Here is a 14,132-nt window from a genome sequence, read left to right as displayed (position 1 = left end):
GGATTTGATAATCAAACAAATGTACCACGGTCAACACATAACGACACAAATGAACGCTACCCAAGGCAAGCCCCTCGGTTTCCAAGTTGAGGATCCATCATGACCAAGCCGCTCACCCACTCGCTTGAGGCCCGCTACTACACCGATCCCGCCATCTTCGAAGATGAGATGAACGGGCTGCTGGCGCGGACGTGGCAATTCGCAGGACACGCGGCTGATATCCCGAATGTAGGCGACTATTTTGCCTTTCAGATTGCCGGGCAGAACCTGTTTGCCATTCGCGGCAGGGATGAGGTGGTGCGCACCTTCTACAACGTGTGCCAACACCGCGCGCATGAGATGGTGACCGGAACCGGCAACACTCGCGTTGTGGTTTGCCCCTATCATCAATGGACGTATGAGCTGACGGGCGGGCTGCGCGCAGGGCCCAACATAAAATCGGTCCCGGGCTTTGAACGGGAAAAAATCTGCCTGACCGAAGTTCGGACCGAGATTTTTCTGGGGTTCATCTTCGTCAATCTCGACAAAAATGCCGCCTCGATGGACGACTGGTACCCTGGCGTGCGCGAAGAGATTGCCGAATTCGTACCCCATATAGATGACCTCGCGCCGCTGGAATGGGTCGAGATTCCGGAGGATTGCAACTGGAAGGTCTCGGTCGAGAACTATTCGGAATGCTATCACTGCCCATCGAACCATCCGACCTTTGCCGAGGGCGTGGTGAAGCCGGAAACCTATGACATCCGGCCTGACGAACAAGGGGGCTACGTGCTGCGCCACACGACCGAGTGTCAAGCGCTGGACAAGATGACCTATCCGATCGACCTGTCGGTGCCCCATGCTGGCGACTATCAATCGTGGTTCCTGTGGCCCATGTTCTCATTCCAGTGCTATCCGGGGAATGTGCTAAACACCTATCACTGGCGGGCCGAAACCGTCGACACATGTACCGTCTGGCGGGGCTGGTATACGGAAGGCGGCCATGAAAGCGATGTGATCCGCGGGCTGGCCGTTCAGGATCGCGAGACCACCGTGGCCGAGGATATTCGCTTGGTCGAATCCGTGTATCGCGGCCTCAAGTCCAAGGGTTATGTGCCCGGCCCACTGGTTCTGGACCCCAAATGCGGCGTGATGAGCGAACATTCCATCGCCCGGCTGCAACAGTGGATGCGGGACGGCGTAGACACACCCGCCTGACCTGAAACGCTTTTGGATTCCGTACGGTAGAACCTGCCAATGCGCTGGTTGACCTGCGACTCATTGCTTTTGAATTTGGATATAAAGGCAAGTCCCATCTGGCAGGAGACCCGTCTGCCAGATTGGCTGACCAATAGTCAACGGGTCGCAAAATCACGAGGAAGACCTATGGATGACACCCTGTTCGAAACCGGGCTAAAGCAACGCAAATCGACCCTGGGCGCAGAATATGTGGAAAAGAACCTTGCGGCGGCGGATGACTTTACCCGCCCGTTTCAGGAGGCCATGACCGCCTGGTGCTGGGGCTTTGGTTGGGGCGATGACACAATTGACGCCAAGACGCGCTCGATGATGAACCTCGCCATGCTGGGTGCGTTGGGCAAGATGCATGAATGGGAGATCCACTGTAACGGAGCGCTAAACAACGGCGTCACCAAGGAGGAAATCCAGTCGATCATTCACGTGGTCGGCATCTATTGCGGTGTTCCCCAATCGCTGGAGTGTTTCCGTGTGGCGCGCAAGGTGTTGGAGGAACGGGATCTACTATGACGCCCGCTTTCGAACAGCGTTCAGAGATGTCGATTCCGGCGACAGGCACCAGCGCAATCCCGCTTGGCCAGACGTCTTTGACTCAACTGTGCTTGGGGACGGTTCAACATGAGACCATGTTGAAAACGAACAGCAATTCCCGGCAGAGCCGCCAAATGGATTTTGCGCGCCTTCGCGCCCAATTTCGCAGCTCTGCCCCCGGTTTATACAGCGCCGCAGCACAATTTGTTTCGCTGTTTCACCATCTTGGGTCTATTGTCTCAGGTATCGGTCAGACAAAAAGTCGGGCCATATAAAAAAATGATCATCACAACAGGGAGAACATAAACCAATGATCAAAAAGTATCTGCTCTCAACGGCCTGCGCCGGTCTTGCCGCCTTCTCGGCATCACAAGCAACGGCTGCGGATGAAATCACCGTTGCCTATTTCCTCGAATGGCCGATGCCGTTCCAATACGCCAAAGCCAATGGCACCTATGAAGAAGAGATGGGCGTCAAGATCAACTGGGTGTCCTTCGACACCGGGACTGCGATGTCGGCTGCTATGGCATCCGGCGACGTTCAGATCGCTGTAAGCCAAGGCGTTCCGCCGTTCGTTGTGGCCACATCAGCTGGTCAGGACCTGCAGGCCGTCGATGTTGCGGTTAGCTATTCGGACAATGACAACTGCGTCGTGGCCGAAGCGCTGGAAATCGACAAAACCAACGCCGGAGAGTTGAACGGCAAGAAAGTCGGTGTGCCGATCGGCACGGCCGCGCACTATGGGTTCCTGTCGCAGATGGCCCATTTCGGTGTGGATACCAGCTCGCTCGAGATCGTCGACATGGCACCCGCCGACGGCGCGGCAGCCTTTGCTCAGGGTAATCTGGACATGGTCTGCGGCTGGGGTGGCGCTCTGCGTCGTATGACTGAACATGGCAACGTATTGCTGACCGGCGCTGAGAAGGAAGAGCTTGGCATTCTGGTGTTCGACGTCACAAGCGCACCAACCGCGTTCATCGAGGAAGAGCCGGAACTGCTGTCCAAGTTCCTCAAAGTGACTGCTGACGCAAACGCGCAGTGGAACGCGGGTGAGTCCAAGGACGAGATGCTGGCCGTGATCGCAAAGGATGCAGGTATGGACCTGGCCGATGCCGAGGCAACCATCGCGACCTTCACCTTCCCCTCCGCCGAAGAGCAGCTGTCTGAAAAATGGCTGGGTGGTGGCGCGCATGAGTTCATGGGCGGCGTCGCCAATGTCTTTGTGGATGCAGGCAGCATCGACTCGGCGCTGGACTCCTATGAGGGCGCTGTAAACAGCGCGCCGCTGGCGGCCGCGTCCAACTAATACAACATACATATTCCGGGGGCCGGTCATCCGACTGGCCTTCGGAAACAACAGCAGGAAGGAAACGGAATGCCTGAACTGGACATCATTGATTTGTCCATGCGCTTTGACTTGCCCAACGGCACCTCGGTACAGGCCCTTCAGGACGTCACGCTCAGCCTTAAAGAAGGTGAGTTGGTCTCGGTCCTCGGGCCCTCAGGATGCGGCAAGACAACGTTGCTGAACATCGTCGCGGGCTTCCTTGCGCCCACCTCGGGCCGGGTCGAGCTAAATGGCCACGTGGTCGAAGGGCCAGACGCGGAACGCGGCATGGTGTTTCAGAAAGGCGCCTTGTTCGAATGGATGAACGTGCGCGAAAACGTGGAATTCGGCCCGCGCATGAAGGGCATGCCCAAGGAAGAGCGCGATAAGATCTCGGACCATCTTCTTGAGGTCGTCGGCCTTCAGGACTTCAAGGAAAAGGCCGTCTATGAGCTGTCGGGCGGTATGCAGCAGCGCGTGGCCCTGGCACGGTGTCTGGCGAATGAGCCTGACGTCATCCTGATGGATGAACCTTTGGGCGCGTTGGACGCGCTAACCCGGGAAAAGATGCAGGGGCTGGTCCTGAAACTCTGGAAAGAGACCGGCAAGACCATCATCCTGATCACCCACTCGGTCGAGGAGGCCCTGTTGCTAGGCGAGCGCCTGATCGTGATGGCCCCGCGTCCGGGGCGAATTCACAAGGAATACAATCTGCCTTTCGCGGAACGCGGCGTGAACGCCGACCTTCGCGATGTCAAAAAATCCGAAGGTTTCGCCGAAACCCGAGATGAAATCCTGTCGATGATCTGGGAAATGGAAGAAGAAATCATGGGCCGGACGGAGCAAGCATCATGATCGTACTTCTGTTTTATATCGGCCTGTTCGGCGGCGCGTTTCTGATCGTTCACCTGTTGCGCAAGGGCCTGCAAAGCCGTCAGGACTTTACCAGCCTGAAAACCGTGACCTTTGGCGATGAAAGCGCTGTGCGCGCGGATCGCGCAGCCTCGATCATCTCGATTCTGGTAATCTTCGTGATCTGGGCGGCATTCACAGGATCAAAACTGATCCCCCTGCACGTTCCGGGGCCGTTTGTGGGGGAAACCCAATTTACTTACACCGTCGAGAATGCAGACGGCACGACTGATGACGCCACCGTCTTCATCCGCGTCCCACCCTTCGGAGAAGACGCCGAAGATTTCGAGGTTGATCCCGGTACGGGCTTCGCCAAAGACGATGCATTTGCTGCGCCAACCGGGCGGTCTTCGACCATCTTGTTTGACAAGAACGACGACGCCAAACGCGCAGATGGCGCAAAGATTATCGCGATCAATGGCAATCCGATCGGTTCTGACGCAAAAGTCAATGTTGGCGACGGCACTGTATCGCTGACCGGCAAGGGCGCTATCAGCTTTACCCCAGCACAGGGTTTGCAAATGAACCCGATCTGGCTTCCTGCACCGGAAACGGTCGTTGCGCGTTTCTTCGAGATCGCCAACGAAGGCTATCAGAACTTTTCGCTCTGGCAGCATTTGGGTTGGTCGTTGCTGCGGGTCATCGCAGGCTTCATCGCCGGGGCTATCGTAGGTATTCCGCTAGGCTATGCGATGGGCTTGTCGGGCTGGTTCCGCGGTTGGTTCGACCCGATTGTCGAGTTCATGCGACCTGTCCCTCCGCTGGCGCTGATCCCGCTGGTCATCATCTGGTTCGGGATCTGGGAGACTGGCAAGATCGTTCTGCTGTTCCTTGCCGCCCTTTGGATCATGACCATTGCCGCCCGTGCGGGAGTTTCGGGTGTGAATATCTCCAAGATCCACGCGGCCTATTCGCTGGGTGCATCCAAATGGCAGATCATGCGTCATGTGATCGTCCCGAACTCTCTGCCCGAGATCTTCACGGGTGCGCGGGTCGCGATGGGCGTCTGCTGGGGCACGGTTGTTGCGGCGGAACTGGTCGCGGCGCAAAAAGGGGCTGGTATGATGATCATCGCGGCCTCGAAATTCCAGCTGACCGACATCGTGATCATGGGCATCGTGCTGATTGGCATCATCGGCTACGGCATCGATATCCTGATGCGCAAGGCTGAGAACGTGCTGGTTCCATGGAAAGGTCGTAGCTGACCGAAGATACCAAAAAAACCGGCAGATTGACCCGCTCGTCAATCTGCCGGTTTTTCTGTCCAAGCGTTTCTCTCGCCAACTACACAAGTTAGCGCGCAGATTGAAACCAACTGGCAACTGACGGTTGCAGCCCCTAGACTTGACCTCGAACCTGACTGTCCGCATCGCAGCGCCAGTCACTGTAGGTCGCCGTGGAGCTTCAATGCGTGTCACCGTTGGGATCGCTGTGTCAATGCTCGTCGCTTTATCCATCGGCGTGTCGACCTTCATCGTGCATTCCCTGTGGTGGTCTACGGCGCGGGACAACAGTCAGATGCTGGCAGCCGAGATCAACAGCCAGATATCGAACACCGTCCGGATCGAGGTTGGCCTGACCCTCAGATCCGCCGAGGCTGCCTGGGCCGCTGTCCGGACGATCTTCATTCAAAACGTGATCGAGACACGTCAGGCCGACAAGCGGGAATTTGTGTTTCTGTCTCAGCTGCAATCTCAGCCAAATATCTCATGGATCACATTCGGCTGGCCCGATGGTAATTTCTTTGCAGCCCACCGGCTGGGGGATAGCGGGCTTGAAATGATCGAGATCGACGAGAACATTCACGACAGGAAGCTGCGCCGGGACCGCTATATCTTCATCCCCGGCGACATCCAGTTCGAAGAACGCAGCTTTTCCGAGACAGATTACGACCCACGCGAACACCCATGGTATGACAACTTCATCGACCGCGACACACCGGATTGGATCGAAGTGCGTGATCTGCCAAACAGCGACAAGACGGTGTTTGCCTATTCCGGCCCAATCGACGTTCGCCGCCAGCGGCAAGGCGTGCTGTCGGTTGCCATTGATACCGACCGCCTGTCCCGCTTTCTGGGATCCCTGCGCCCCGGCGAGTTCGGCGCGGCCTTTATCCTTAGCGCTGACGGCAAGGTCATTGCCGTGCCCGATCCCAACGCGGACGAAATCACCCCCGCCCGCATGGGCGAGGGAGAGCTGTACGAAGTGGCGAAACTCTCGGGCCAGAAACTGCTGGCCGAGGCAGACGAGGTCGTTGCGGGCACCCTAACAAAACGGGTCGTGTACGACGACGTGGCTTATGCAGTCGCTTTGACACCGCTGGGGTTCTATGGCTGGCGTGTGGCGACGGTCATCCCTGAATCGGCCTTTCTGTCAGGTATCGACCGGACGCTGATAAATCTGGTTTACATCCTTCTGGGTGTGGTGGCCTTGGCGACCATCGCCGCGATCTGGCTGGTGCGCCGGGTCGTCGCCAACCCGCTGTCACGCGTCGCCGAAGACCTCAGCCGGATTGAGCGGTTCGATGTCGAACAAGTCTCACGGCGTCCTTCGCGTTTGGTAGAACTTGAAAATCTATCGGCCGCGACGGCGAGCATGGCGGCAGGGCTTTCGGCCTTTCGGAAATATGTGCCGACCGATCTGGTGAAAATGCTGGTCGCCGCAGGTGTGAAATCGCAACCCGGTGGCGAGACCAAACAAATCTCGGTCCTGTTCTGCGACGTGTCTGGCTTCACCGGCCTGGCTGAGAAACACGGCCCAAAGGTCGTGGAACTGATGGAGCCGTTCTTTAACGCGGCCTCCTCAACGATTGAACGCCATGACGGGACGCTCGACAAGTTCATCGGCGACGCAGTGATGGCCTTCTGGGGTGCGCCAAGGCAGAATCCGAACCACGCGGAACACGCCTGCCGTGCCGCGTTGGAACTTGTTGAAGACATTGAAAACTCAGCCTTGCAAAGCCAGTCGGACGAGGCTCTACATGTTCGCATCGGGCTGAATAGCGGAGAAGCGCTTGTTGGCAATATCGGGTCCGAGCATCGCCTGAACTACACCGCCATTGGCGACGTTGTGAACGTGGCCAGCCGGTTGGAGGGAGTCAACAAAGCCTACGGCACCGCAATCCTGATCGGCCCCGAAACCCGGCGCGAAGCGGGCGACGCGATCATTGCCCGTGAATTGGACACGATGGAGATCGTGGGCCGCACCGAGGAATTGGTCGTGTTTGAACTGATCGCAATAGCCGGCGACACGCCTGAACCGCCTGCCTGGATCGCGACCTACGAATCTGGCCTGACGCATTTCCGGGCCGGGCGATTTTCCCAAGCCATCGACGCGTTCAGAACCGCCGACACCCTACGCGGTGGCGACCCGGCATCAGTGGTGATGATCGAACGGGCGCAGGCCGCGCTTTAAGAAACTGCATCACGAGGCCTGTCGTTTCAGATCCTGAATGACGAGCCCGCAGGATTGAATTAGCTTGTCCAACTCAGCGCTATAATTCTCGGCGCCGCTTCGCAAAAGCCCCTCGACCGATTGTGCCTTGGCGGCCAATTCCGTTTCACCAAAACTGGACACACTGCCATAGACCCGGTGAACGAGGAACTCGATCCGGTCCCTGTCGCCTTGGCCTTGGGCTTTCTTAAGCTCGACATAGCAGTCTTCGAGCGATTCTCGGAATGTCAGGAAAACCTGCTCCAACTCTTCATTGCTCAGGAATTTCCTCAGGCGTTCTTTGGTGTCATCGGTGTTTGGAATATAGGATATCTCGGACGACGGCAGCCCGAGTGAGGCCCGCATGGCACCATATAGCACCCGCTCATCCAGAGGTTTGGAGACCACCGCGTCAAAGCCAGCATTTGTGTATTCATCCAGATCTTCGGGCATCACGTTGGCCGTCACGGCGATGGTCGTGATCGATTTGTCTAGTCCCGCTTCCTTGGCAATCTGTTTCAGGTTACGTGCCAATTGAACGCCGGTCGTGTCGGGCAGGCGGATATCGGTCAGAATGCAATCTGTGTCATCTGGACGGAAGCGGGCAATCGCCTCTTTGCCGTTGGCCGCTGCTGTGACCGTGTGACCATCTCTCTCCAACAGGCTTTTGAGGATCTCCATGCTGGTCGGGTCGTCCTCGATGATCAGAACGTTTTGCTTCGTCCCGACCGTGGCTGCAAAACCCGCCATTTCGGATTGCGGGCTCGGGGCCGGGGCCGCGTGGAAAGGCACTTCGACCCGGAACACTGTCCCCTCGCCCAGATTGCTTTTGACTGACACCTGCCCATTCAGCGTTGAGACAAGCCCGCGCACAATCGAAAGTCCCAACCCGGTTCCGCCTGTTTTGCGCGAGTCGATGTTCGAGGCCTGCGTGAAGGGTTCAAAGATATCCTTGACTTGGTCCTCGGGCACACCGATCCCGGTATCGCTGACTGTAAAGGCCACCGACTGCTTTGATTGCTCAAATGACAACGTGACCGAGCCTTCATTGGTGAACTTCACCGCATTGCCCAGAAGGTTCAGCAGGATGTGCCTCAGGTGGCCACTGTTGCCACTGAGATAAACGCCATCGTCAAACTGCGGGATGATCAACTGTACGTTCTTCGACCGTGCCAGTGGGCGCAAGACGGCCTCGAGGTCTTGCAGAACCTCGGACAGGTTGAAGGTGCGGAACTCGCGATCTTCGGGCTTTTCCTCAAGACGCGCGATGTTGAGGACATCGTCGATGAGATTGCGCATCGCAAGGCTGGAGCGTTCAATCTCATCCAGTCTCTGGTCCAGAGACTCAGGGTCCTGCGGGGTCAATTTGATCAGGCGGATATTGCCGACGATGCCATTCAGCGGCGTGCGCAGCTCATGACTTGCGGTTGCCAGAAACTGGGATTTCGCCTCATTCGCCTTTTCCGCATCGTTGCGCGCCTTTTCCAGATAGACGCTCTGCACGAAATTGGCCCGCAGCGTGCGTTCGGAAAAAAACTTGGCATAAAGACCAATCAAAACAGTGGAAGCCAGAACGAAGGAGGGGCCGATCCAGGTGTCCATCCCGCTGCTCAGGCTCGTTTTGTCGAACACCAGATAGTATGAGACCGGCACGAACAGCAAAAGTTGCAACGCTGCCGAGTGGGAAAAGACAAAGGGCAGAAACACGGTGCCCGCAAGGCTGATCAGCGCAAAGCGATACAGAAAATCCTTGGATTCATGGTCCCCGGAAAAGGCGAAGGCGGCCCAGATGGCCAGATACATCATCGACCAGCCGGTCGAGATGATCACGGGCAAAGTACGCGCGGGAAGTTTGTGAGAGAAAAAGAACAGCCCAAAGATAAACGAGATGATGAACAGCCGCGCACCCCAAACGGCCAGATCCTGACCCGAGAAGCTGCGGGAATGGAGAACAAAAACTTCAAGAAAAGCAAAGACGACGTAGAAAGACGCTCCAAACAGCAGCGCAGTGCGGAATTGCCCACGTGTGGATTCGAAGTACCAATCGCGGTATTGGGCCTCAAACTTCTTGTCCAGAAAGTTCTGGGTGACCGCGTTGATCGGTTCATCATATATGAACGCCCGGGGTTTCACTGTCGCGTCACCCCGAGACGATAGCCGACCCCGTGAACCGTCACGATAATCTTGGGACCATCGCCGCCGTCCGACAGCTTCCTGCGGATTTTGGCAACCAGAGCGTCAATCGTGCGCTCTCCGGCGTCATGATCCGGCGACAGGGCGACCGCATCCAGCAACACCGACCGGGACAGCACCCGACCGTTCGCGTTTACGATAGCCATCAGCACGTCGAACTCGGCCCGTGTGACGGGTATGACCTCGTGCTGGGCATTCCAGACCTGTCGACTGTCCAGATCAATCTCGATCTCTCCCAGCCGGACTTTGCTATCCTGCCGGGGCATCTGAGCCTGGGGGTTTGTGCGTCTGAGCACTGCGTTGATCCGGGACAAAAGCTCATCCGGGTCAAAGGGCTTGGTCAGATAGTCGTCACCCCCGATGTCCAACCCGCTGATCTTATCACTCGCGCTATTGCGGGACGACACGAAGATGATCGGTGGATGCGCTGATTTCGCCCGCATCGATCGCGCCAGTACCAGACCGTCCTCATCCGGCAACCCGAGGTCCAGCAGGGCGATATCCACCGATTGAGACGCCAGCGTCGCACGCGCATCCGCAACATTGGACGCTTGAAGAACATTGTAATGCGGTCGAAGGAGCGCGGACGTCAGAGCAAGCAATGACGGATCGTCCTCTACCAACAATACGTTCAGCTTCTTCAACTCTGCGGTCCTACCTGTCTGTTTCTAAACACAGCTTGGCACGTGTGAGTGTTTTCGTCCAAACCATCCCCACACTCTTTTTGGAATATGTTCAGCCACGGACACAAGCCTAGCGTGCGTAAGAACCGGGCCTGTTAACATCTGGTTAACATCTGCATCGCGGTTTGGTGACAATTTGATTTTAATCTCTGTCTCAACGTCCCGATTTGTTGGTGCAGTTATGTTGAATACATCTTTTGAAATTATTGAACCCATCGACGATCCCGAACTGTCTGAACTTCCGGCGCCATGCAGCAAGCATAGCACTCTGGAAGTCGTTGATATGGAGAGCAACGAACCGGCGGTCGTGAAGACCTTTCCGGTTCGCCCGACGATCATCCACCCTCAGCCGAGCGCATTGATCGACCAAACGTTCGAGGACAATATCGCCGAATACGAGGCTGATGGTGAAAACAAAAGCCTGTTGGTCACAATCATGATGACCGATGTGGTAAACTCGACCGAGATCGTCGCGCGTCTAGGCGATGCCGAGTGGCGCGATATCATGGACACTCTGGATACGGCAGCGCTTGAGACTGTCGCAGAACACGAAGGCACACTTGTGAAACTGATGGGTGACGGCATGCTGGCGATCTTTCCTCGCCCCAGTGCCGCCATCGCTTGCGCCAAGGCCTTTCGGGCCACGGCAGACGCGCTCGGCCTAAAGCTTCGGGCCGGTATTCATTGTGGAGAGTGTCTGCGCACCACCAACGATGTGACCGGCATCGCGATCGCAATCGCGGCCCGTGTTCTTAGCCTGACACCGGGAGGGCAGACATGGGTTTCCAGCACCGTGCGCGATCTGGTTTTGGGTCTGGGACTGGAGTTTCAGGAAATTGGCCCCAAACAGCTGAAAGGCCTGCGTGACGATTGGGTTCTGTATCAACTGGAGGATGACGCCGAGACGTAGTCGTGCCTCCATAGAGTTTCTTGCCTCCCACCGGCTTGAGGGGGAACCGGGTCTCCGACCAGATCGGAACTGCGGTTCGCAGGTTAGGCACGAGGTAAAGAAAGTGATGCGCGGGTGAACGGTTTGTTAGGGTATTAGAGTGGTTTTTTATTGGTCCCGTTCACCCAGCGCAGCACAGTCCACAAAGGCCATGATCTTGCTTGCAGCGCCGATTTGAGCGGCGTGAACACGATCATCATGACAATGCCCAGCGAGAACAGACACCAGATCGCAGGCATTTCCGTAGGGCTATCGGTTGAGGCCAAGGCCAGCGTGGGCCCGATAAGCAGTTGAAACCCCGCGACTTTCCATGCGCCCAGAGCGGCGGGCAGCAGAAACATCACCGTAAAATAGACCGGGAAGTTCAGATCATATTGCTGCCCAAGAATCCTTGCAGGCAGGCTTTCACCCAGATCATTCAGTGGCAAATGCCACCCTATGTGCCAGCTTTCCGCCTTCACACACAGATGATCGCTGCACAAAAGACGACCCGGTCGGCACGGGCCTGCCCACTCGAACGGATAAATTTGCAGCAACAGATACGCTCCAGTAACTGCGCCAAGACCTAAGACCACGGGAGCTATCATACCGCGCACATCCTTTGGGATGAAATACAACGCGAGAATGCCGGTAAACAGCGGCTGAAAGGCGATATGTATATAGGCCAGCAACGCGGCGACCTGATTTTGGGGCAATGCGCATTGCCCTTCGACGGAATAGGAATAGCCCTGCAGCACCTCAATCGCGGTGAAATACACCAGCGGAGACCAGAGCAACGGGCTCTCGCCTTGTCGTATGGCCTTGACGGTAGCGATCACCCCGACGGCAGCGATGGTATAGGACGCTGGCCCGCTCCAACACATTGTTATATCAATCCTTCAAACCACTCGTCTTGGGATCAGTATGCATTCGGTCAGCCCTCAAGAAAGCCTTTTTTCGGTCGACGACATTCTTGAGGATTTCGCGCGGTTCGACTTTCCCCTGAAAGACATCTGGCTCAGCGCGGCACGGTTTCATTTCCAGAATCTCAACCCTGAAATCTGCGCACTACCACCCGGCGCGCGGGCGTTAGAGATCGGCTGCGGGGCAGGTATCCTACTAACCATGCTGCGCCAACGGAACCCAAACATCGCACTGGACGCCATCGAGCCTTTCGCCGAAGGCTTCGCACCGATGGAGCATGTTCTGGATCACGCCGCCAAACTGGGTGGAGATATCCAACGCAGCACCTATGAGGCCTACACGCCCTCGCAACCCTATGACCTGATCTACATGGTCAACGTGCTGGAGCATTTGCCGGATTGGCGGCATTTCCTGGATACTCTGCCGCGTTTTCTGGTCCCACAGGGCCGCTGCCTGATCCTGTGCCCCAATTACGGCTTCCCGTATGAGCCGCATTTCAACATCCCCGCGCTTCGCTCAAAGACCCTGACACGGCGATTGTTTCGAAAGCGGATCACATGGGTTGAGGACACCTACGAAGTTCATGGGTTGTGGAACAGCCTCAACTTCGTTCGTCTTGCCCAGATCAAACGCCACCTAAAAGGGTCAAGCCTGCGCCTGCGCGTGCGGTCTGAGATCACCGACCGCATGATCGACAGATTCAACGATGATCCGGTATTTCAGGAACATATTGGAGTGTTCAACACGATCGGGCGCGGGGCACAGAAACTGGGCCTGACGCAGGTGGTCCGCGTTTGGCCATTCGAGAACATACAGCCCTATATGTTTCTGGAGCTGTCCCGAACCGACGCCTGAGCCGGGAACCGCAACGCATTTGGCGGAAATCCAAAGCCGTGCTAACGATTGGGGACGCTAAGCGTTTTTATAGTCTCAATCATTTTCAGTGACGGTAATGAGTTCGATCAAGGTTCCGAGGGAATTCACAAAACCAGAAGACAGGATGGCCTTCAAAGCGCTGGCGATCAGCGCGGGCGTCGTCGCTGCAGGGCTTGCTATCCCTGCCCTTTTTCCCGGAGCATGGCTTTCCCTGACCTTAGGTTCGTTTCTGTTTGGAGCCGGTATACTTAGGCTCTACTCCATTCAGCATGATTGTGGGCACTACAGCTTTTTCACAAACCGCACGTGGAATGATCTCCTTGGGAACCTCCTGTGCCTCTTTTCCGGGATCGCGCATAGCGTTCTGAGGTATAATCACAACCTGCATCACCAACACTTGGGCAATCTGGATCACCGGGACGCCCACGAGGTCTATGTTATGACCCGGCGCGAGTACGAAGCCGCGCCCCTGTCCAAGAAACTGTTCTACCGCGCCTATCGGCACCCCATCACATTGTTCCTCATCGGCCCGGTCCTGATCTACTTCGTCCAATACCGCTGGCCCCGAAACACGCTGAAAGTCAGCGTCCGGGATGTACTGCTGCAGAATATCGCGATGTTCACCTTCTGGGGCCTGATCATTACATTTCTTGGCTGGTGGAGTTTTTACGCCCTGATCCTTGGGAGCCTTCTTGCAGGCAGTTTCGGAATATTTGTCGTCTATGTCGGGCACAACTTCGAAGAAACCTATTGGCGGCAGTCGGGCGACAAAACTGCCCATGCAGCCGCTCTGCTCGGTGCGAGTTCGCTCCGACTAGGACCGGTTGTGGATTTTGTTCTGCTGAATTTCGGTTTCCATGACCTGCATCACCTGAACGCCAAGATCCCCTGTTATCACCTCAAGACCTGCAACGCCTCAATCGCGCAGGACTGGAACAACGCGGCGATCGACATCCGAGGCGCGCTCAGTTGCCTGAAATGGAGGTTGTGGGACGAGGATACCAATCGGATGATCCCCTTCCCACATAGTCTGCGCCATGATCTCAATCTGGACTGGCGCGGCCCGGCACCTTCGGCGAAGCTTTAGACC

General features: G+C 56.6%; 12 protein-coding genes. 9 read left to right on the top strand and 3 right to left on the bottom strand.

What is annotated here, in order from left to right; translation table 11 throughout:
* The first annotated feature begins 99 nt into the window (after positions 1–99).
* The 6 genes from ACR0I8_RS09830 to ACR0I8_RS09805 all read left to right on the top strand — a co-directional run bounded on the left by ACR0I8_RS09830 (position 100) and on the right by ACR0I8_RS09805 (position 7,420).
* Complete coding sequence (locus ACR0I8_RS09830; protein WP_170690197.1) at positions 100–1,197, top strand: aromatic ring-hydroxylating oxygenase subunit alpha; 1,098 nt, start codon at positions 100–102, stop codon at positions 1,195–1,197.
* A 168-nt stretch (positions 1,198–1,365) separates the two neighbouring features.
* Positions 1,366–1,746 carry a carboxymuconolactone decarboxylase family protein gene (locus ACR0I8_RS09825; RefSeq protein ID WP_170376962.1) on the top strand — a complete coding sequence of 127 codons (381 nt, stop codon included), beginning with the start codon at positions 1,366–1,368 and terminating at the stop codon, positions 1,744–1,746.
* Between the two features lie 331 nt (positions 1,747–2,077).
* Entirely contained in the window at positions 2,078–3,073 is a 996-nt protein-coding gene (locus ACR0I8_RS09820; RefSeq protein ID WP_170690195.1) for an ABC transporter substrate-binding protein, read from the top strand.
* A gap of 69 nt (positions 3,074–3,142) precedes the next feature.
* Positions 3,143–3,949: a taurine ABC transporter ATP-binding protein gene (locus ACR0I8_RS09815; RefSeq protein ID WP_170376956.1), complete on the top strand. Its 807-nt coding sequence runs from the start codon at positions 3,143–3,145 to the stop codon at positions 3,947–3,949.
* Complete coding sequence (locus ACR0I8_RS09810; RefSeq protein WP_170690193.1) at positions 3,946–5,211, top strand: ABC transporter permease subunit; 1,266 nt, start codon at positions 3,946–3,948, stop codon at positions 5,209–5,211. The genes ACR0I8_RS09815 and ACR0I8_RS09810 overlap by 4 nt, the downstream gene beginning before the upstream one ends.
* Before the next feature lie 202 nt (positions 5,212–5,413).
* The gene (locus ACR0I8_RS09805) at positions 5,414–7,420 is read left to right on the top strand and encodes an adenylate/guanylate cyclase domain-containing protein (RefSeq protein WP_480703097.1); all 2,007 of its coding nucleotides are present in this window, start codon (positions 5,414–5,416) and stop codon (positions 7,418–7,420) included.
* A gap of 9 nt (positions 7,421–7,429) precedes the next feature.
* On the opposite strand, the gene ACR0I8_RS09800 is transcribed toward ACR0I8_RS09805, so the two are convergent.
* Together ACR0I8_RS09800 and ACR0I8_RS09795 are read right to left on the bottom strand one after the other, a co-directional pair.
* A complete protein-coding gene (locus ACR0I8_RS09800) occupies positions 7,430–9,571 on the bottom strand; it encodes an ATP-binding protein (protein ID WP_170690192.1) in 2,142 nt (713 codons plus the stop codon).
* Positions 9,568–10,275: a response regulator transcription factor gene (locus tag ACR0I8_RS09795; protein ID WP_170376948.1), complete on the bottom strand. Its 708-nt coding sequence runs from the start codon at positions 10,273–10,275 to the stop codon at positions 9,568–9,570. The genes ACR0I8_RS09800 and ACR0I8_RS09795 overlap by 4 nt, the downstream gene beginning before the upstream one ends.
* A gap of 322 nt (positions 10,276–10,597) precedes the next feature.
* Here ACR0I8_RS09795 and ACR0I8_RS09790 point away from each other — a divergent pair, with 322 nt between their 5' ends.
* On the top strand, positions 10,598–11,224 hold the full coding sequence (locus ACR0I8_RS09790; protein ID WP_170376947.1) for an adenylate/guanylate cyclase domain-containing protein: 627 nt from the start codon (positions 10,598–10,600) through the stop codon (positions 11,222–11,224).
* Between the two features lie 134 nt (positions 11,225–11,358).
* Here the strand turns inward: ACR0I8_RS09790 and ACR0I8_RS09785 are convergent, their stop codons facing one another.
* Positions 11,359–12,126 (bottom strand): DUF5765 domain-containing protein, encoded by a 768-nt coding sequence (locus tag ACR0I8_RS09785; protein WP_170666963.1) that lies wholly within the window; start codon positions 12,124–12,126, stop codon positions 11,359–11,361.
* A 40-nt stretch (positions 12,127–12,166) separates the two neighbouring features.
* Between ACR0I8_RS09785 and ACR0I8_RS09780 the strand changes: the two genes are divergently transcribed.
* Both ACR0I8_RS09780 and ACR0I8_RS09775 read left to right on the top strand, forming a co-directional pair.
* Positions 12,167–13,021: a class I SAM-dependent methyltransferase gene (locus ACR0I8_RS09780; RefSeq protein ID WP_170690188.1), complete on the top strand. Its 855-nt coding sequence runs from the start codon at positions 12,167–12,169 to the stop codon at positions 13,019–13,021.
* A 97-nt stretch (positions 13,022–13,118) separates the two neighbouring features.
* Positions 13,119–14,129, top strand: coding sequence for a fatty acid desaturase (locus tag ACR0I8_RS09775; protein WP_170690187.1), 1,011 nt, complete (start codon positions 13,119–13,121; stop codon positions 14,127–14,129).
* Positions 14,130–14,132 lie beyond the last annotated feature (3 nt).

The organism is Ruegeria sp. BG9, from assembly GCF_056538305.1.
This window is presented reverse-complemented; position numbering and strand designations above follow the sequence as displayed.

Excerpts from the sequence above, each read along its gene's own strand:
- ACR0I8_RS09775 (WP_170690187.1), top strand. The coding sequence starts at position 13,119 with ATGAGTTCGATCAAGGTTCCGAGGGAATTCACAAAACCAGAAGACAGG.
- ACR0I8_RS09830 (WP_170690197.1), top strand. The coding sequence starts at position 100 with ATGACCAAGCCGCTCACCCACTCGCTTGAGGCCCGCTACTACACCGAT.
- ACR0I8_RS09780 (WP_170690188.1), top strand. The coding sequence starts at position 12,167 with ATGCATTCGGTCAGCCCTCAAGAAAGCCTTTTTTCGGTCGACGACATT.
- ACR0I8_RS09785 (WP_170666963.1), bottom strand. The coding sequence starts at position 12,126 with ATGTGTTGGAGCGGGCCAGCGTCCTATACCATCGCTGCCGTCGGGGTG.
- ACR0I8_RS09825 (WP_170376962.1), top strand. The coding sequence starts at position 1,366 with ATGGATGACACCCTGTTCGAAACCGGGCTAAAGCAACGCAAATCGACC.
- ACR0I8_RS09820 (WP_170690195.1), top strand. The coding sequence starts at position 2,078 with ATGATCAAAAAGTATCTGCTCTCAACGGCCTGCGCCGGTCTTGCCGCC.
- ACR0I8_RS09805 (WP_480703097.1), top strand. The coding sequence starts at position 5,414 with ATGCGTGTCACCGTTGGGATCGCTGTGTCAATGCTCGTCGCTTTATCC.
- ACR0I8_RS09790 (WP_170376947.1), top strand. The coding sequence starts at position 10,598 with ATGGAGAGCAACGAACCGGCGGTCGTGAAGACCTTTCCGGTTCGCCCG.
- ACR0I8_RS09815 (WP_170376956.1), top strand. The coding sequence starts at position 3,143 with ATGCCTGAACTGGACATCATTGATTTGTCCATGCGCTTTGACTTGCCC.
- ACR0I8_RS09810 (WP_170690193.1), top strand. The coding sequence starts at position 3,946 with ATGATCGTACTTCTGTTTTATATCGGCCTGTTCGGCGGCGCGTTTCTG.